We start from the raw sequence: 17,336 nt of genomic DNA, 5'->3' as shown, positions 1-17,336 counted from the left end.
GCGAAGCGCGCCTCAGACGAAGGCCGAAGTAGTTCAGGCGAGGGTCAGCGGAGTTCGCCCTCCAGCAACCCCATGAGGACCATGTCATGCCACTTCCCCGCCCGCCGGAAGGACTCCCGCGCCACGCCCTCCTGCACGAAGCCCACCTTCTCGTACACCCGCCGGGCAGCCACGTTCTCCGCCACCACCCACAGCGTGATCCGGTGCAGGCGCAGTTCGTCGAAGCCGTACCGGCACATGGTCCGCATGGTGTCGGTGGCGAAGCCGCGTCCCCAGTGGTCCTTCTCGCCGATCCAGATGTCCAGCTCCGCGTCGCCGATCTCGGGCTGGGCGTCGCGCAGCCGGACGGCGCCGATGAGCTTGCCGGTCTCCAGGGTCTCGGCCCCGAGCAGGGTGTTGCTGTAGGTGTTGGTCGGCCGTTCGAGGTGCCGCTTGGTGAGCTGGGCGAGGGATTCGGGCTGGCCTGCGCCCATGTACCGGATCACCTCGGGGTCGCTGCCCCAGCGCCAGAGGGCTTCGGCGTCGCCGGGTTCGAGGGGGCGCAGGCGGATCAGGTCTCCGGTCAGCATGGGGTTCTCCTCAGAGTCGGGTTGTCCCGGCATTCGTAGCAGGAGGGGATGCCGGGTTCCACCGAGTTTCCGTCCCGGCCCTCTGAACGCCGGAAGCCGAAGCGCTCGCCCTGGCCCCCCGAACCCCGGAAGCCGAAGCGCTCGGCCCGGGTCACCAGGACCCGGGCCGAGCGCGACGACCGGAGGATCAGACGCCCAGCACCGAAGGCTGGCCGAGCTCGTGCAGGAAGAGCGCCTCGGCGGTAGCCGTACGACGGAGCTCTTCGAGGTCGACGCGCTCGTTCGGGGCGTGGATGTTCGCGCCCTCGTCCTCGGCGCCGAAGAGCAGGATCTCCGCCGCGGGGAACTGCTTGATCAGCGTGTTGACCAGCGGGATCGAGCCACCGGCGCCGACGTCGCGCGGGGTGCGGCCGAAGGCGCGCTCCATGGCGCGGTTGAGGGCGGAGCGGGCCTTGCCGCCGGAGTCGGCCTGGAAGCCGGAGCCGACGGTGAGGTCGCCGAAGGAGACCTGGACGCCCCAGGGCGCGACCTGCTGGAGGAAGCCCATCACGGTGTCGACCGTGGTCTTGGGGTCGCCGGACGGGGGGATGCGGACGGTGACGCGGGCACGGGCCAGCGGCTGGACGGCGTTGACCGCGCCGGAGACGGAGGGCACGTCGAGGCCGGTGACGGTGATCGCGTAGGAGGCCCACAGGCGGTCGGCCAGGGAGCCGGAGCCGACCAGGGAGACGCCGTCGAGGACGCCGGCGACCTGGCGGAACTCCTCCTCGGACGGGCCCTGCCCGAGGAAGGCGCCCCGGGGGAGGCCGGGCACGCGGATGTCGCCGTTCTCGTCGTGGAGCGCGGTGAGCATGCGCATGAGCGCGGCGAGGGCGTCGGGGGCCGCACCGCCGAAGGAGCCGCTGTGCTGGGCGGTCTTGAGGGTGCGGACCTCGATGGTGAAGGCGGCCATGCCGCGCAGCGAGGTGGTGACCGAGGGGTCGCCGACCTTGGGGTTGCCGGTGTCGGCGACCACGATGGCGTCGGCGCGCAGGAGTTCGGGGTTCTTCTCGACGAAGGCTTCGAGGCGCTCGCCGGCGTACTCCTCCTGGCCCTCGATGATGACCTTGATGGTCACCGGGAACCGGCCCTGGAAGGCGCGCAGCGCGGCGACGTGCGAGATGATGCCGGACTTGTCGTCGGCGGCGCCGCGGCCGAAGAGCTGCCCGTCGATGAGGGTCGGCTCGAAGGGCGGGGTGTTCCAGGCGGCGGGGTCGCCGGCGGGCTGCACGTCGTAGTGGGCGTACAGCAGCACGGTGGGCGAGCCCGCGGGGCCGGGGGCCTCGCCGTACACGGCGGGGAAGCTGCCCTCGACCGGGATCTGCTGGACGTGGTGGAGCCCCACCGAACGCAGCAGCTCCTCCGTCACGGCCGCGGCGGCGAGGACGGGCTCCTCCGGGTGACCGGGAAAGGCCACGGAGGGGATGGCGACGAGGCGCTTGAGCTCCTCGACCGCCTGAGGCATCGCGGCGGCGACAGCGCTCTCGATCTGATCTGGTGTCACCGGACTACTCTCCCGGGGTCGTTGCGTGGGTACAGCTCATTGCATCACACACAGTTACCTGGCCTGCAAACCGGGCGTTGTACCCCGATAACCTACCTGCGGATTTCGTTGTTGTTACAAGTCGAAACTGCGAATACCTGACTTCTTGCAGAGTGTTGCCACGCTTTCGCTTGGCAATCCGCAGCTCAGCAGGCAAACTGTGAGCAGTCCGACACAAGGGAAGATACGTATGGACGTCCAGACGGCGGCCCAAGAGCATCTCTGGTTGCATTTCACGAGACACGGCGCGTACAGCAAGTCCGACATCCCGATGATCGTCCGGGGTGAAGGGGTGTACATCTACGACGATCGCGGCAAGCGATACCTGGACGGACTCGGCGGACTCTTCGTCGTGCAGGCCGGGCACGGCCGCACCGAACTGGCCGAGGCGGCCGCCAAGCAGGCGCAGGAACTGGCCTTCTTCCCCCTATGGTCCTACGCCCACCCCAAGGCGGCCGAGCTGGCCGCGCGCCTGGCGGAGCACACCCCGGGCGAGCTGAACCGGATCTTCTTCACCACCGGCGGCGGCGAGGCCGTCGAGAGCGCGTGGAAGCTGGCCAAGCAGTACTTCAAGATGACCGGCAAGCCGCTCAAGCACAAGGTCATCAGCCGCCAGGTCGCCTACCACGGCACCCCGCAGGGCGCGCTGTCGATCACCGGCGTCCCCGCCTTCAAGCAGATGTTCGAGCCGCTGGTCCCCGGCCGGGTCGCGGTGCCGAACACCAACCACTACCGCGCCGACGAGATCACCGGCGTGCCGGGGATGACGCCGGAGCAGTTCGGGATCTGGGCCGCCGACCGCGTCGCCCGCGCGATCGAGATGGAGGGCCCCGACACCGTGGCCGCCGTCTTCGTCGAGCCGGTGCAGAACGCCGGCGGCTGCTTCCCGCCCCCGCCCGGCTACTTCAAGCGGCTGCGCGAGATCTGCGACGAGTACGACGTGCTGCTCGTCTCCGACGAGGTCATCTGCGCCTTCGGCCGGCTGGGCACGATGTTCGGCGGGCAGAAGTTCGACTACGTGCCCGACATCATCACCTGCGCCAAGGGCATGACCAGCGGCTACTCGCCGATCGGCGCGATGATCGCGCACGAGCGGCTGTTCGAGCCGTTCAAGGCCGAGGGCGAGATGTTCGCGCACGGCTACACCTTCGGCGGTCACCCGGTGAGCGCCGCGGTCGCGCTGGCCAACCTCGACCTCTTCGAGCGCGAGGACCTGCTGGGCCACGTCACCCGCAACGAGCCGGCCTTCCGGCAGACGCTGGAGCGGCTGTACGACCTGCCGATCGTCGGCGACGTGCGCGGCTCGGGCTACTTCTGGGGCATCGAGCTGGTCAAGGACAAGACCACCAAGGAGACCTTCAGCGCGGAGGAGAGCGAGCGGCTGATCCGCGGCTTCCTCAGCCACGCGCTCTACGACGCCGGGCTCTACTGCCGGGCCGACGATCGCGGCGACCCGGTCATCCAGCTCTCGCCGCCGCTCATCGCGGGCCAGAAGGAGTTCGACGAGATCGAGTCCATCCTCCGAGGCGTGCTCACGGACGCCTGGAAGTTGTTGTAACCACCCCCCGCCCGGCACGACGGCGTGCCGGGCACGTCCAGGAAAGGACCCACACCAATGAAGATCGGTGTGCCCGCTGAGGTCAAGAACCACGAGTACCGCGTCGCGGCGACGCCCGCCGGTGTCCACGAGCTCGTCCGCCACGGCCACGAGGTGTTCGTCCAGCGCGGAGCCGGCCTCGGCTCGCACATCACCGACGAGGAGTACCTCGCCGCCGGCGCCAAGATCCTCGACACCGCGGACGCCACCTGGGGCGAGTCCGAGATGGTGCTGAAGGTCAAGGAGCCCATCGCCGAGGAGTTCCACCGCCTGCGCGGCGACCTCGTCCTCTTCACCTACCTTCACCTGGCCGCGGGCGCCGCCTGCGCCGACGCGCTGCTCAAGGCCGGCACCACCGGCATCGCCTACGAGACGGTCCAGGTCGGCAACGCCCTGCCGCTGCTCGCCCCGATGTCGGAGGTCGCCGGCCGGCTCGCGCCGCAGGTGGGCGCCTACAACCTGATGCGCTTCAACGGCGGCCGCGGCGTCCTGCCCGGCGGCGTGCCCGGCGTGGCCCCCGCCAAGGTCGTCGTCATCGGCGGCGGCGTCTCCGGCCTCAACGCCGCGCAGATCGCCGTCGGCATGGGCGCGGACGTCACCGTCCTCGACACCAACGTCGACCGCCTGCGCTTCATCGACGCCGTCTACCAGGGCCGGCTCAAGACGCTGGTGTCCAACTCCTACGCCATCGAGCAGGAGGTCCTCCAGGCCGACCTGGTCATCGGCGCGGTGCTCATCCCCGGCGCCAAGGCCCCGACGCTGGTCTCCAACGACCTGGTCTCCCGCATGAAGCCGGGCTCCGTGCTCGTCGACATCGCCATCGACCAGGGCGGCTGCTTCGAGGACTCCCGCCCGACCACGCACGCCGAGCCCACCTACAAGGTGCACAACTCGATCTTCTACTGCGTGGCCAACATGCCCGGCTCGGTGGCCAACACCTCCACCTACGCTCTCACCAACGCCACGCTGCCGTACGCGGTCAAGCTGGCCGACCTGGGCTGGAAGGAGGCCCTGCGCGCCGACACCGCGCTGGCGCTGGGGCTCAACACGCACGCCGGGCAGCTCACCAACGAGCCGGTCGCGGAGGCCCTCGGCCTGCCGTACGTGCCGGTTTCCGACGTGCTGGCCTAGCTTCCAGGCCAGGTACGGCAGGCCGTGGTTATATCCCCTTGGGGGGCGAAGACCACGAGGAGGCCGTCGATGGCTATCGGAATCAGCCAGATCACGCTGTACGTGAAGGACCAGGAGGCCGCGAGGCGCTTCTGGTCCGAGCAGATGGGGTTCGACGTCGTCATGGACCAGTCCTACGGCGACGAGCGCTGGGTCGAGGTGGCGCCGGCCGGCGGCGGCCCGCGCCTGGTCCTGTACAAGGAGAGCGCGGACTGGCCCTCGCTCTCCGGCGAGCAGCCGAACTACGTGCTGTTCGAGGCCGACGACCTGGTCAAGACGCACGAGGAGCTCGCCGGGCGCGGCGTGGAGTTCGTGACCGAGCCCAAGCAGGAGCCGTGGGGCTGGTCCTCGACGTTCAAGGACAACGAGGGCCACCTGTTCCACCTCGGCCAGCGCCGCTAGCCCGCCTCGCCGCGGGCTAGCGCACCAGCCGGGCGCGCAGCAGCCTGGCGGTGTCGAGCACGTGCTCGATCTCGGCCCGGCTCGGCCACGGCGCCGTGCCGGGCCGCAGCAGCGTGGCCCGTACCGAGGCGAGGTGCTCGACCGCGGCGGTGTGGACCCCGCTGCGCTCGGTCAGCCAGACCACCACGTCCGCGTGGTCGCGCAGGGGCCGGGTGAGCAGGTCCCAGGTGCCCAGGATCTCCGTCAGCTCGGGCACCGGCAGCGGCACCCCGTCGCGCCGGCCGGTCGCCGCCGAGGCCAGCTCGGCCCTGGCGCTCAGCTCCGGCTCCGCCAGCCGGTCCCAGGTGGGCGGCGGCGGATCGGCCAGCCACCGCTCGGCTTCGCCCGGGTGACCCGTCGCGCTCAGCAGCCCGCCCAGCTCCATCGCCGCCCGGTGGTGGCCCGACAGCGCCGCCTGGCGGAACCAGTGCTGGCCGCCGGCCAGGTCGCCGTTCTCCGCGATCAGCAGGAGGCCGAAGTTGAAGGCCGACTCGGCGTCGCCGCTGGCCGCCGCGCGGCCGAACCAGTGGCTGGCCCCGGCCGAGTCGCTCAGCTCGACGCAGACGAACCCGGCCATGCGCTGGTCATCCAGCCGCCCGGCCGCCGCCGCGCGCTCGAACCACGCCAGCGCCGTGCGCAGGTCCCGGCGCGACAACGCGATCCCGCCGAGCTGCGAGGCCGCTCCCGGATGCTCGTGCTCGGCCGCCAGCCGGTAGTACCCCTCCGCGCCCTCCGGATCGCGGGTGGCCTGCAGGAACAGCCCCAGGTGGTAGGCCGCCTCCGGATGCCCGCCCCGGGCCGCGAACTCCCACCACCGCACCGTCTCGCCGCCGTCACCCGCCGCGTAAGCCAGGAACCCCAGGTCGTGCGCCGAGGCCAGGTCGCCGTCGGCCGCCGCCCGCCGGTGCCACTCCCGGCCGATCGCCAGCTCCCCGGCGTCCTCGCAGATCAGCGCCAGCTTCCGCGCCGCCGTACGTGACCCGTTGTGGGCGGCCCGCTCGAACCAGATCCGCGCCGCCGCCAGATCGCCCCGCTGCTCCAGCAGCAAGGTGGCCAGGTTCAGCGCCGCCTCGATGTCGCCCATCCCCGCGGCCAACTCGTACCACGTCACCGCCTCGTCGAGGCTGCCGTGCTTCTCGTGCCAGACGCCCAGGTTGAACGCGCTGTCCACCTGCCCGGCCGAGGCCGCCCGCTCCCACCAGTGCCGCGCCGCCGACCGATCCCCGCGCGCCGCGTAGAGCTTGCCCAGCCGATGCGCCGCGCCCGCATCACCCTGGTGCGCCGCCACCAGCAGATCGGGCTCGTCTCCGGACCGCGGCGCGGGCACCGCGGTCGCCTGCTCGAGTTGCCACCAGGACATGTCCCCTCCCGGGTGTGTAGGACAGGGTGACATGTAATCACTTCGTTGCGGAGGGTAATTGCGGTCTTTGCTGGGCCTGGCTTTCCGGTTGTCAGAGTTTCTTGTGGGAACCGTGCTATTTCTGACACCAGTGTTGACAGTTCCGGGAAAAGCCCGATATTGGCCGCAAATTGACTTTTCTCTGGAACGATCCCACCGAATGCACTCCTAAGGAAGGAATCCAGTGAGTCTCGCAGCACACGCGAGGCGCGGCATCGGGGGGCTCGTCCTAGTCCTGTCCGCCGTGCTCGCCGCCGGGGGCCTCGCCGCCCCCGCGAGCGCGGCCCCGGCACCTGTGGTGTTCGGTACGGCTGCCGCCTCGCCCAAGGTCCAGAGCGTGCCGTGCCCCGCCACCGTCAAACTCGCCACGGCGCTGAAGGTCAAGGCGCCGGCCACGCTGAAGTACCGCTGGCTCTTCAGCGACGGCGGCAAGAGCGTCGTCAAGACCTACCGCGTCGGCGGCAAGGGCATCAAGAGCCTCCGGCTGACCACCACGCTGAAGGTCGCCGACAGCCTGCGCGGCTGGGGCGCGGTCGGTCTGGTCGCGCCGGTGAAGAAGGTTTCCAGGAAGGCGCACTTCGCGGTCACCTGCACCACCGGCGGAACCGGCACGCCCGACCCGATGATCGCCGTCGGCTACGGACAATGGACCGCTCCACCCGCCACGGGTCAGCCCCAGCAGGACAACCCGCCGGCCACTGACCCCAACCCGGTGCGCGGGATCACGCTGGAGGCCACGCCCAAGAGCTACGCCGGGCGCTGCCCGACGAAGATCGCGCTCAAGGCCGGCTTCACCTTCGCCGTCGCGCCCAAGCCGGGCGCCACCGTCACCTACCGGCTGATCGGTTCCGACGGCAAGGTCTCCGACTGGAAGTCGCTCACCCTGCCGGCCGGCGCGAGCACCAGCCACCAGGCCGACCTCGGCCAGATCGAGGTCGCCAAGACCGGCTGGCAGCAGCTCGAAGTCGCCCAGCCCGACCAGATCAAGTCCAACCAGGCGCACTTCGCCCTGGTCTGCGGCGACCCCGAGGTCAGTGTCAGCAAGGCGGTCGCGCACCCGGGCGAAACGGTCACCGTCACCGCCAAGTTCGTCGGCGCCGACGTGAAGAGCATCGCCTCCAAGGCCTTCGTCCCCGAGACCCACGCGGTCCCGGCGGGCAAGAAGGAGTACTCCTTCGAGGCCAAGGTCTCCACGCAGCTCGGCGAGCACGAGGTCAAGGCGCTCTTCGCGGACAACGACAGCGCCACCACCAAGATCAAGGTCGTCGAGGACCCGAACCCGGTGAAGGGCGTCAAGCTCGCCCTCGACCCGGCCGCCTACGAGGGCCGCTGCCCGGCCCCCGTCAAGGTCACCGCCACCTTCGACCTCGGCACCTACCCGGCTGCCCCGCTGACCATCGCCTACCGCGCGGTCGGCACCGAGGCATGGAAGACGATCTCGGTGCCCGCCGGGCACAACGGCAGCCACACCGCCGAGCTCGAGCCCCTGCGCTTCGCCGAGAGCAAGAAGGGCGCCTACCAGATCGAGCTCAAGCAGGCCGACGGCGCCAAGTCCAACGCCGTCGCCTACGACATCGCCTGCGGCGAGCACTCCATCGTGCTGAGCAAGGCCTCGGGCCACCCCGGCGAGGAGGTCACCGTCACCGTCAAGGGCTTCGGCTCCGACGTCAAGACCGTCGTCTCCAAGGCGTTCACCCCCGAGACCCACCAGGCCCCGGCGGGCAAGCGCGAGTACACCTTCAAGGCGACGGTGTCCGCGGTCATCGGCGAGCACCCGGTCAAGGCCACCTTCGCCAACGGCGACGACGCCGGGACCGGCTTCACCGTCGAGGCGGTCAAGAACCCGGTCGCCCAGGTCGCCGTCGTCGTCGATCCCACGGGCTACCGGGGCGAGTGCCCGGTCACGCTCAAGGTGCGCGCGACCTTCAAGGGCATCCCGTCCTACGTCACGAGCATCCAGTACCGCCGCGTCGGCGCCGGCGCGTGGCAGACCCTCACCCTCCCGGCCGGCCACGGCGGGACCCACGTGGCGGACCTGCCCTCGCTCACCTTCACCTCGTCCGATGCGGGCAAGGTCCGGCTGGAGGTCAACCAGCCCGACGGCCTGAAGTCCAACGAGGCCGGCTATGAGGTCGTGTGCGGCAAGGCCGGCATCACCCTCGACAAGACCACCGCCCACCCCGGCGACAAGGTCGAGGTCAGGGTCGACGGCTTCCACTCCGACGTCAGGACGATCAGCTCCGAGGCCTTCGTCCCCAAGGACCACACCGTCTCGGGGACCAAGCGGGTGTACGAGTTCGACGCCACGGTGGGTGACAAGCTCGGCACCTTCACGGTGACGGCCAAGCTGGCCGACGGTTCCAGCGTCACCGCCTCGCTCAAGGTCGAGGCCGCTCCCATCAAGGTGACGGGTCTCAAGATCGAGTTCAAGGACGACGACGTGCGGGCCAGGTGCCCGGTGTCGCTGCCCATCTACGCGCTGTTCTCGGGGTTGCCGCGCGGATCGCAGACGCTGGAGTACCGCATCGTCGGCACCGCCACGTGGCAGTCCGTCACGGTGACCGGTGGACATGACGGCAAGGACCTCGTCTGGCTGGAGCCGCTCCAGGTGACCGCGAGCGGCAAGGGCAGCATCCAGATCGAGATCAAGGGCACCAGCGTGCGCTCCGACCAGGAGTCGTACGAGGTGACCTGCCTCGAGCGCTCGATCACGCTCAGCAAGTCCTCGGCCATGCCCGGCGAGAAGATCGAGGTCGAGGTGAACGGCGTCGACTCCAAGGTCGACAAGGTCGTCTCTCAGGCCCTGGACCCCTCGCCCAAGGACCCCACCTGGGAGGAGTACCGGTACTCCTACAACGCCGAGGTCAAGGAGATCGCCCCCGGCACTTACCCGGTGACCGCGTACCTGCGTGACGGCACCACGCTGGTCGCCCAGCTCACCGTGCTCAGCCCGGTCCACGTCAAGGGCGTCTCCTTGTCCGTCGCCCCGGACCTGCCGAGCAACGGCAAGGTCACCTGTGGGACCACCTTCCAGTTCAATGCCACCTTCGACCTGACGGGCGCGCCTGCCGGCGCGTTCACCATCCGCTACCGGTTCCCCGAGAACCGCGCGGTCAGGGAGATCGCGGTCCCCGCCAACCACGGCACCTCTTTCACGGCGGCGGTGCACAGCGTCACCATCCAGAGGAACGAGGGGTACAACACCCAACTGGAGCTCGTGGTCGACCAGCCCCGCCCCGTTTCTGACAGGTTCCATTTCAAGGCGCGGTGTGACTGATTGACCTGAAGGGTGGTCATTGACTCCGGTCAATGACCACCCTTCACTCTTTCCCCATAAATACCTCTAGTCACCTTTTGTCTGGAAGGATCGCTCCCCGGGGAGATGGGGAGATCTTCCGATGAGAGGGAAAGCAGTGAAACTCGCAAGTACGGCGAGGCGCGGCTTCACGGGATTCGCGATGGCTGTCGTCGCGCTCCTGGCCGCTGGGGGCCTCGCCGCCCCGGCGAGCGCGGCTCCGGCACCAGTGGTGTTCGGTACGGCTGCCGCCTCGCCCAAGACGCAGACCACGAAGTGCCCGGCCACGGTCAAGCTGTCGACCGCGGCCAAGGTGAAGGCCCCGGCGACGCTCAAGTACCAGTGGGTCTTCAGCAACGGTGACAAGAGCTCCGTGAAGACCTACCGCGTGGGCGGCAAGGGCATCAAGAACGTCCGTCTGCACACCGCCATCAAGGTCGGCGGCGACGCTCGCGGCTGGGGCGCGGTGCGCCTCCTCAGCCCGGTAAAGAAGGTCTCGAAGAAGGCCTACTTCGCGGTCACCTGCACCGGCGGCGGCGACAACGGCGGCGGCACCGGCCACGCGACGAGCGGCGGCTGGGTGCACCTGTCCTACGGCCACGTCGAGGAGCCCCCGGCCAACCCGGGCAACGGCGGCACCCCGCCGCCCGCCGAGCAGAACCACGTCAAGGCCGTGACCCTGCGGCTCGGCGCGGGCGGTGAGGAGAAGGCCGACCGCTGCCCGAAGGAGTTCGCCCTCGCGGCGAGCTTCGACATCACCGGCGCCCCGGCCACGGCGTTCACCATCAACTACCGCCTGCTGGCCTCCGACGGCACCGTCGGTGCGTGGGCGAGTACCTCCGTCCCCGCCAACCACGGCACGACGCACGAGGTCGACCTGGGCAAGATCAGCGTGAGCCAGAGCGGCTGGCGTCAGATCGAGGTCGCCCAGCCGAACGCGCTGAAGTCCAACCAGGCCGCGTACACCGTCGAGTGCGCCCAGCCGAGCATCACGCTCAGCAAGCCCGCCGGCAAGCCGGGTGAGACGGTGAAGGTCACCGTCAAGGGCATCGACGTCAACGTCAAGAGCATCACCTCCAACGCCTTCGAGCCGGCCGTGCACACCGTCGCGGGCAGCCACAAGGAGTACTCCTTCGACGCCAAGGTCGCCGTGCAGGCCGGAGCGCACGAGGTCAAGGCGGTCTTTGCCGACAACACCAGCGTGACCGCGACCTTCACCGTCGAGGTGGACGTCAACCCGATCAAGAGCCTCTCGATCGCGGTCGACCCGGTCAAGTACACCGGGCGTTGCCCCAAGCCTCTCGCCGTCACGGGCACCTTCGACGTCTCGGGCCTGCCGGCGGTGGAGTCCACCGTCCAGTACCGCCGCGTCGGCACGGAGGAGTGGCAGTCGCTGACCGTCCCCGCCAACCACGGCGCCACCTTCGTGGCCCAGCTCAAGCCGCTGACCGTCCAGGCCACGGAGAAGGGCACGGTCAAGATCGAGGTCAGCCAGCAGAACAAGCTGGTCTCGAACGAGGTCGCCTACGACATCACCTGCGTCGGCCCGACCATCTCGCTGGAGCCGGACACCGTCCGTCCCGGTGAGCACGTGACGGTGACCGTGGACGGCGTCGACAGCGAGGTCAAGAAGATCGAGTCGAGCGCCTTCCGCGACTCGGACTTCCGCGGTGAGACCCGGGTGGTCTACCGGGTAGGGGTGTCGCTCGATGCCCGCAGCGGTGAGCACACGGTGACCGCGCGGCTGGCGAACGGCGAGGTGCTGACCGCCAAGCTGTCGGTCTACCGCTCGCCCGTGCGGAGCCTGTCGGTGGTCGCCGAGCCGGCCCCGTCCGGCACTCCCGTGGCCTGCCCGCACCGGGTGAACTACAAGGTGACCTTCAATCTCGCCGGGGCTCCGGCAGGGGCGTTGAAGATCAAGTTCCGCGTCGCGATCTTCCCCGTCGACCTGGTGACGCCGTTCCGGGACCTGACCATCCCCGCGGGTCACGGTGACAGCTACACCGCGGTGATCGACTCGGAGGACTTCTACTCCACGACCCAGCATGAGCAGTATCGGCGGGTCGAGGTGCCGGAGTTCCTCGGTGCCGAGCTGAGCAACGCGCTCAAGTTCAAGATCACCTGCAAGTGACGACCCGGGGGACGGGTGGCGGTGCCGCCCGTCCCCTGCTGTTGACCGAACGGTTACCTGGGTCTGTCAGGATTCCGCCTTCAAGATCCGTTGGAAGAGGAATCCAGTGACCTTAGTGACCGCGGCCCGACGCCGGGCCGGGAGCGTTGCGGCCATCCTGGCCTTCGCCGCCGGCCTGCTCGCCGTACCGGCTCAGGCCGCCCCCACCCCGGTGGTGTTCGGTACGGCTGCCGCAAGCCCGAAGACCCAGGCCGGGACCTGCCCCGCCACCGTACGGCTGGCAGTCTCGGCCAAGGTGAAGGCCCCCGCGACCCTGAAGTACGTCTGGACCTTCAGCGACGGCGACACCAGCGCCGTCAAGACCTACCGCGTCGGCGGCAAGGGCGTGAAGAAGATCAGGCTCGCCACCACCCTCAAGGTGCACGGCGACGTCCGCGGATGGGGCGCGGTGCGCCTGCTCGGGCCGGCGAAGAAGACCTCCGCCAAGGCCGCGTTCTCCGTCGACTGCCCCGAAGGCTCGGGCGGCTCGGGCGGCGGCGCCGACACGTGGGAGCCGGTGGGCTACACCGTCGAGGGCGCGACCAAGCCGGTCACCCCGCCGCCGGCCGGCCAGGGGCAGGAGCGTTCGCTCACGCTGAGCAAGTCCACCGCGAACCCCGGCGACAAGGTGACCGTGACGGTCACGAACACCGCCGCCGACGTCCGGACCATCACCTCGGCCGCCTTCACCCCGGCCGTGCACCCGGTCAGCGGGCAGAAGCGCGCCTACAGCTTCCAGGCCACCGTGGCGGAGGCGCCGGGTGAGCACGAGGTGCGGGCGGTCTTCGCCGACAACTCCTTCGCCACGGCGACCCTCAAGGTCGTCGCCCTGGAAGGGCCGGTGAAGAAGGCCACGATCGACGTCGAGCGGGTCACTGCGGCCAAGTGCCCGGTCACGTTCAAGATCCGGGGCACCTTTGAGGGGCTGCCGGCGGGAGCGCAGACCGTCCGCTACCGCTATGTGGGCACCGAGGCGTGGCAGAGCGTCGAGGTCCCGGCCGGCCACAAGGGCGCGCACACCGCCGTGCTGGAGCCGCTGGAGCTGACCGCGGAGACCAGCAAGGGCTTCGTCCAGGTGGAGATCGACCAGCCCGGCCGGCTGAAGTCGAACATCGTCTACTACCTCAAGTGCCACGGCTTCCAGGGTGGCCAGGTGATCGGCACCGCGACCGCCGACATCGCCCTCACGCCCACCGGTGGTCCCGTCGTGGAACTGGTCGCCGACGCGCTGCTGGAGTCGATCAAGTCCGTCTCCGGCGCCCAGATCGCGCTGGTCAGCCGCAGGTCCGTCGAGGCCGGGCTCAAGGCAGGACCGCTCACCATCGAGGACGCCCACGGCACGCAGCCGCGGGGCAACTCGCTCCAGGCTCTGAACCTGACCGGAGCCCAGCTCAAGAAGCTGCTCGGCGAGGCGACCGCGCAGACCGGGCCGCTGACCCCGTCGGCCGGAGTGCGGTACACGCTGACCGGCTCCACCGTCACCGAACTGACCATCAACGGGGTGGCGGTGACCGATGCCCAGGTGATCCGGGTGGCGGCCACGCACATCCTGATGTCCGGCTACGACGGCTTCCCGACCTTCCGGGAGGGCACGGACCGGTTCACCGGAGGCCTCGACGACGGCGGCGCGGTGGCGACCTACATCGCCCGCAACACCCCGGTCCAGCCGCCGAAGGGGGACCGCGTCACCCTCGTTCCGTGACGAAGCGGATGAACCCCTGGTACATCCCCATCGAGCACACATAGCGCAGGGTGCCCGCCCGCTGAGGCGGCAGCCGTACGGTCGCCGGGAGGGAGTGATCCGTCCCGGCGATCGTCACTGTCCGGGTGCAGCCCGGTTCGGCCACCTTGAACACCAGGTCCACCGGCTGCCCGGCCGGGGCGGTGACCAGGGCCGGACGGTAGCCGGTGGCGGTGGCCCAGACGACGATCGGGCCCCGCGCGGGCGGGGCGGCGGCGGCCGGGCGGGTCGAGCCGGGCCACCAGCCGCCGAGGCTGAGGCCGGAAGTGATGGTCCACAGGGCGACGGCGACCGCTGCCACGCCTGCCAGGAGGGCGAGGCGGGTCTGGGAGAGCTTGCGGAGGAGGAGGGCCAGGAGGGCGAAGGCGGGGGCGGTGCCCACGACGAAGCCGGTCATGACGGCGGCGCCGCCCACGGGGGAGGCGCTGGTGACGGCGACGAGTTCCATGCTCAGGGTGACGCCGCAGGGGATGAGGATGGTGGCGGCGCCCAGGAGGAAGGCGCCCCGGGTGCGGGTGGGTGTGGGGGCGCAGCCGGTGGGGCGGTGGTGCTTGGCGCGGTCGTGGCGGATCAGGCGGAGGGCGAAGGCCAGGACGCTGAGGCCGGCGGCGACGAGCAGGACGGCGCGGACGGTCGGGGGCAGGCGGATGGCGGAGCCGGCCCAGCCGAGCAGGGCGCCGGCCAGGAGGTGCGAGGTCAGGCGGCCGGTGAGGAAGCGGGCGATGACCTGGGGGGTGGCGGCGCTGGGTGAGTGGCGGTGGACGAGGCCGACGAGGAGGCCGCCCTGCAGGGCCGTACAGGAGGCTGTGCCGGCGACGAGGCCGGCGGCCAGGCCGCTGAGGAAGAGGGAGATCGGCTCCACCGGGCCTCAGTCCTGCGCGGGAGGGGGTACGGGGGGCTGCATCGGGTCCCTCGCTCTCGGGGGAGGTCTGGGCGGAGGTCTCGGGGGAGTTCGCAGTGGCGGTCTCGGTGGAGGTCTCGGTGAACGGGGAGGTCTCGGTGGACCGGGAGGTCGCGGGCGAGGTCTCGGGGGAATTGGCGATGGAGTCCTGGGGTGAACCTAACGCGATGCTCCGACAGCGGCCAGTAACACTTGTTTCACCCGCGGGGACGATTGATGATCAGCTCGTGATCGACAAAGAGACCGGCTGGTACTTCATGCACGCCTCGATCAAGGCCGTGGTGCTGCACGAGGGGCGGGTGTTGTTGTGCAGGAACCCGCGGGAGAAGTGGGAGCTGCCCGGCGGGTGGCCGGATCGGGAGGACGGCACGCTGGCCGAGGTGGTGCGGCGGGAGGTGCGGGAGGAGAGCGGGCTGGAGGTGAACGTCGGCCCGGTGGCGGGAGCGGAGATCTTCACCATCGGCCAGGGGAAGGTGTTGATCGTGGCGGTGCGGGCGACGGTCTCGGGCGCGGTGGAGCTCTGGCTGAGCGAGGAGCACAGCGCGGTGCGGTTCTTCCCGGTGGGGGAGCTGCCGGCGGACCTGGAGGACGGCTACCGGCCGCTGATCGAGGCGGCTACAGCCAGCCCGGCCTGACCAGGCCGGACTCGTAGGCGATCACCACGAGCTGCGCCCGGTCGCGGGCGTGGAGCTTCATCATCGTCCGGCTGACGTGCGTCTTGGCGGTGGCCGGTGACATGAACAGCTTGGCCGCGATCTCGTCGTTGGTCATCCCGGTGCCCACCAGGGCCAGGACCTCGCGTTCGCGGTCGGTGAGCTGGTCGAGGCCGTCGGTGGCGACGGGTTCCTTGGCCCGGGAGGCGTACTCGGCGATCAGGCGCCGGGTGACGCCGGGCGACAGGAGGGCGTCACCGGCGGCGACGACGCGGACCGCCTGGATGAGCTCGGTGGGCTCGGTGTCCTTGACGAGGAAGCCGCTGGCCCCGCCGCGCAACGCCTCGAAGACGTACTCGTCGAGCTCGAAGGTGGTCAGGATGACGATCCGCGGCCCGGCGGGCATGAGGCGGGTGGCGGTGAGGCCGTCGACGCCCGGCATGCGGATGTCCATGAGCACCACGTCGGGGGTGTGCTCGGCGGCCAGCCGTACCGCTTCGGCGCCGTCGGCGGCCTCGGCGACGACGGTCATGTCGGGCTGGGCGTCGAGCAGCGCCTTGAACCCGGCGCGCACGAGCGCCTGGTCGTCGGCGAGCAGCAGTCTGATCATGTGTCCTCCAGGGGCGGCCGGGCGTCCACGCCGGACAGGGGCAGCCGCGCGTCGACGGCGAAGCCGGGTCCGGCGGGTCCGGCGGTGAAGTCGCCGCCGAGCGCGGTGACGCGTTCGCGCATGCCGGGGATGCCGTTGCCGCCGCCCTCGCCGGCGAGGACGGCGGGCGTGGTGCCGCCGGTGTCGGTGACGCGCACCCGCAGGGAGTCACCGTAGGTCAGGGTGACGGTGACCTTGGCACCGGGTGCGTGTTTGGTGACGTTGGTGAGCGCTTCCTGGACGATGCGGAAGGCGGCCCGGTCGACGCCGGGCGGCACGGGCCGGGCGCCTTCGCGCTCCAGGGTGACGTCGAGGCCGGAGCGGGCGATGAGCTCGTCGAGCCGGTCGAGCCCGGCGGTGGGGGAGCGGGGCGCGCCCTCGCGCAGCACGTTGAGGACCGAGCGCATCTCGCCGAGCACCTCCTTGGACGCGGTCTTGATCGTCGCCAGCGCGGTGCGCGCCTGCTCGGGGTGCTCGTCGATCAGGTGGAGCGCGGTCGAGGCCTGGACGTGGATGAGCGAGATGTTGTGCGCGAGCACGTCGTGGAGCTCCTGGGCCATGGTCAGCCGTTCCTCGCTGGCCTGCCGCCGGGCTTCCTCCTCCTCGACCCGGTGGAGCTCGCGGCGTTTCTCGCGGATGATGCGGGCGAGCTCGGAGGCGAGCATGACCAGCAGGATGAAGGCGGTGACGGCCAGGTTGTGGAACAGGTCGCGGCGGCCGATCACCCAGGCGTAGGTGAGGAAGGTGACCAGGGTGAGCCCGGCCAGGGCCCACGCCTGCAGCCGTTTGCGCTCGACCACGAGCAGGAAGGCGAACATCACGATCGGGCTCAGGAAGATCGGCCCGTACGGGTAGCCGCCCCACACGTAGGCGTAGGTCGCGGCCAGGGTGGCCAGCGTCGCGGTGATCGGGCAGTGCCGCCTCACCAGCAGCATGAGCGGCCCGACCAGCAGCAACGCGTAGGCGTAGGGGTCGAGCGGCTCGCGGAAATCCCTCTGTCCCCAGTAGGCGCCCTGGGAGGCCACCACCTGGACCACGGCGACGATCAGCGCCACCAGAGGGTCGTTCTTACGCACGGCCCCACGTTAGGCCACCGCTCCGACGAAAAGCATCCGCCCGGTGTGGGAGTGGGCCCTACCCCGGGGGGCGTACCTGAGTCATGGTGAGTG

Annotated in this window: 13 protein-coding genes; 7 read left to right on the top strand and 6 right to left on the bottom strand. The window is 70.3% G+C overall.

Annotated features, from left to right (window positions below):
- Nucleotides 1–44: 44 nt before the first annotated feature.
- Together ACIBG7_RS02385 and ACIBG7_RS02380 are read right to left on the bottom strand one after the other, a co-directional pair.
- Nucleotides 45–569: a GNAT family protein gene (locus tag ACIBG7_RS02385; RefSeq protein WP_357917026.1), complete on the bottom strand. Its 525-nt coding sequence runs from the start codon at nucleotides 567–569 to the stop codon at nucleotides 45–47.
- Between the two features lie 187 nt (nucleotides 570–756).
- Nucleotides 757–2,112 carry a dipeptidase gene (locus ACIBG7_RS02380; RefSeq protein WP_357917028.1) on the bottom strand — a complete coding sequence of 452 codons (1,356 nt, stop codon included), beginning with the start codon at nucleotides 2,110–2,112 and terminating at the stop codon, nucleotides 757–759.
- Between the two features lie 229 nt (nucleotides 2,113–2,341).
- On the opposite strand from ACIBG7_RS02380, the gene ACIBG7_RS02375 reads away from it, so the two are divergent.
- From ACIBG7_RS02375 to ACIBG7_RS02365, 3 genes are all read left to right on the top strand, one after another.
- Nucleotides 2,342–3,709: an aspartate aminotransferase family protein gene (locus tag ACIBG7_RS02375; protein ID WP_357917030.1), complete on the top strand. Its 1,368-nt coding sequence runs from the start codon at nucleotides 2,342–2,344 to the stop codon at nucleotides 3,707–3,709.
- A gap of 57 nt (nucleotides 3,710–3,766) precedes the next feature.
- Nucleotides 3,767–4,879, top strand: a complete 1,113-nt coding sequence (ald, locus tag ACIBG7_RS02370) for an alanine dehydrogenase (RefSeq protein WP_357917032.1) — start codon at nucleotides 3,767–3,769, stop codon at nucleotides 4,877–4,879.
- Between the two features lie 69 nt (nucleotides 4,880–4,948).
- Entirely contained in the window at nucleotides 4,949–5,320 is a 372-nt protein-coding gene (locus tag ACIBG7_RS02365; RefSeq protein ID WP_357917034.1) for a VOC family protein, read from the top strand.
- 16 nt (nucleotides 5,321–5,336) lie between these two features.
- Here the strand turns inward: ACIBG7_RS02365 and ACIBG7_RS02360 are convergent, their stop codons facing one another.
- On the bottom strand, nucleotides 5,337–6,719 hold the full coding sequence (locus tag ACIBG7_RS02360) for a sel1 repeat family protein (RefSeq protein WP_357917037.1): 1,383 nt from the start codon (nucleotides 6,717–6,719) through the stop codon (nucleotides 5,337–5,339).
- 223 nt (nucleotides 6,720–6,942) lie between these two features.
- Between ACIBG7_RS02360 and ACIBG7_RS02355 the strand changes: the two genes are divergently transcribed.
- The 3 genes from ACIBG7_RS02355 (at nucleotide 6,943) to ACIBG7_RS02345 (ending at nucleotide 13,925) form a co-directional block, all read left to right on the top strand.
- Nucleotides 6,943–10,035 carry a hypothetical protein gene (locus ACIBG7_RS02355; RefSeq protein WP_397334917.1) on the top strand — a complete coding sequence of 1,031 codons (3,093 nt, stop codon included), beginning with the start codon at nucleotides 6,943–6,945 and terminating at the stop codon, nucleotides 10,033–10,035.
- 181 nt (nucleotides 10,036–10,216) lie between these two features.
- On the top strand, nucleotides 10,217–12,184 hold the full coding sequence (locus ACIBG7_RS02350) for a hypothetical protein (protein WP_397334916.1): 1,968 nt from the start codon (nucleotides 10,217–10,219) through the stop codon (nucleotides 12,182–12,184).
- Nucleotides 12,185–12,299: 115 nt separating this feature from the next.
- Complete coding sequence (locus tag ACIBG7_RS02345) at nucleotides 12,300–13,925, top strand: 5'-nucleotidase C-terminal domain-containing protein (RefSeq protein ID WP_397334915.1); 1,626 nt, start codon at nucleotides 12,300–12,302, stop codon at nucleotides 13,923–13,925.
- Here the strand turns inward: ACIBG7_RS02345 and ACIBG7_RS02340 are convergent.
- Nucleotides 13,909–14,826, bottom strand: a complete 918-nt coding sequence (locus tag ACIBG7_RS02340; RefSeq protein ID WP_397334913.1) for a sulfite exporter TauE/SafE family protein — start codon at nucleotides 14,824–14,826, stop codon at nucleotides 13,909–13,911. The genes ACIBG7_RS02345 and ACIBG7_RS02340 overlap by 17 nt on opposite strands.
- Before the next feature lie 266 nt (nucleotides 14,827–15,092).
- Between ACIBG7_RS02340 and ACIBG7_RS02335 the strand changes: the two genes are divergently transcribed.
- Nucleotides 15,093–15,500: an NUDIX domain-containing protein gene (locus ACIBG7_RS02335; RefSeq protein ID WP_397334912.1), complete on the top strand. Its 408-nt coding sequence runs from the start codon at nucleotides 15,093–15,095 to the stop codon at nucleotides 15,498–15,500.
- On the opposite strand, the gene ACIBG7_RS02330 is transcribed toward ACIBG7_RS02335, so the two are convergent.
- Together ACIBG7_RS02330 and ACIBG7_RS02325 are read right to left on the bottom strand one after the other, a co-directional pair.
- Nucleotides 15,481–16,128 carry a response regulator transcription factor gene (locus ACIBG7_RS02330; protein ID WP_357917051.1) on the bottom strand — a complete coding sequence of 216 codons (648 nt, stop codon included), beginning with the start codon at nucleotides 16,126–16,128 and terminating at the stop codon, nucleotides 15,481–15,483. The genes ACIBG7_RS02335 and ACIBG7_RS02330 overlap by 20 nt on opposite strands.
- Nucleotides 16,125–17,243 carry a histidine kinase gene (locus tag ACIBG7_RS02325; protein WP_357917054.1) on the bottom strand — a complete coding sequence of 373 codons (1,119 nt, stop codon included), beginning with the start codon at nucleotides 17,241–17,243 and terminating at the stop codon, nucleotides 16,125–16,127. Before ACIBG7_RS02325 ends, ACIBG7_RS02330 begins: the two co-directional genes overlap by 4 nt.
- Between the last annotated feature and the right edge of the window lie 93 nt (nucleotides 17,244–17,336).

It is taken from the genome of Nonomuraea sp. NPDC050328, assembly GCF_044459405.1.
Lineage (GTDB): Bacteria > Actinomycetota > Actinomycetes > Streptosporangiales > Streptosporangiaceae > Nonomuraea.
This window is presented reverse-complemented; position numbering and strand designations above follow the sequence as displayed.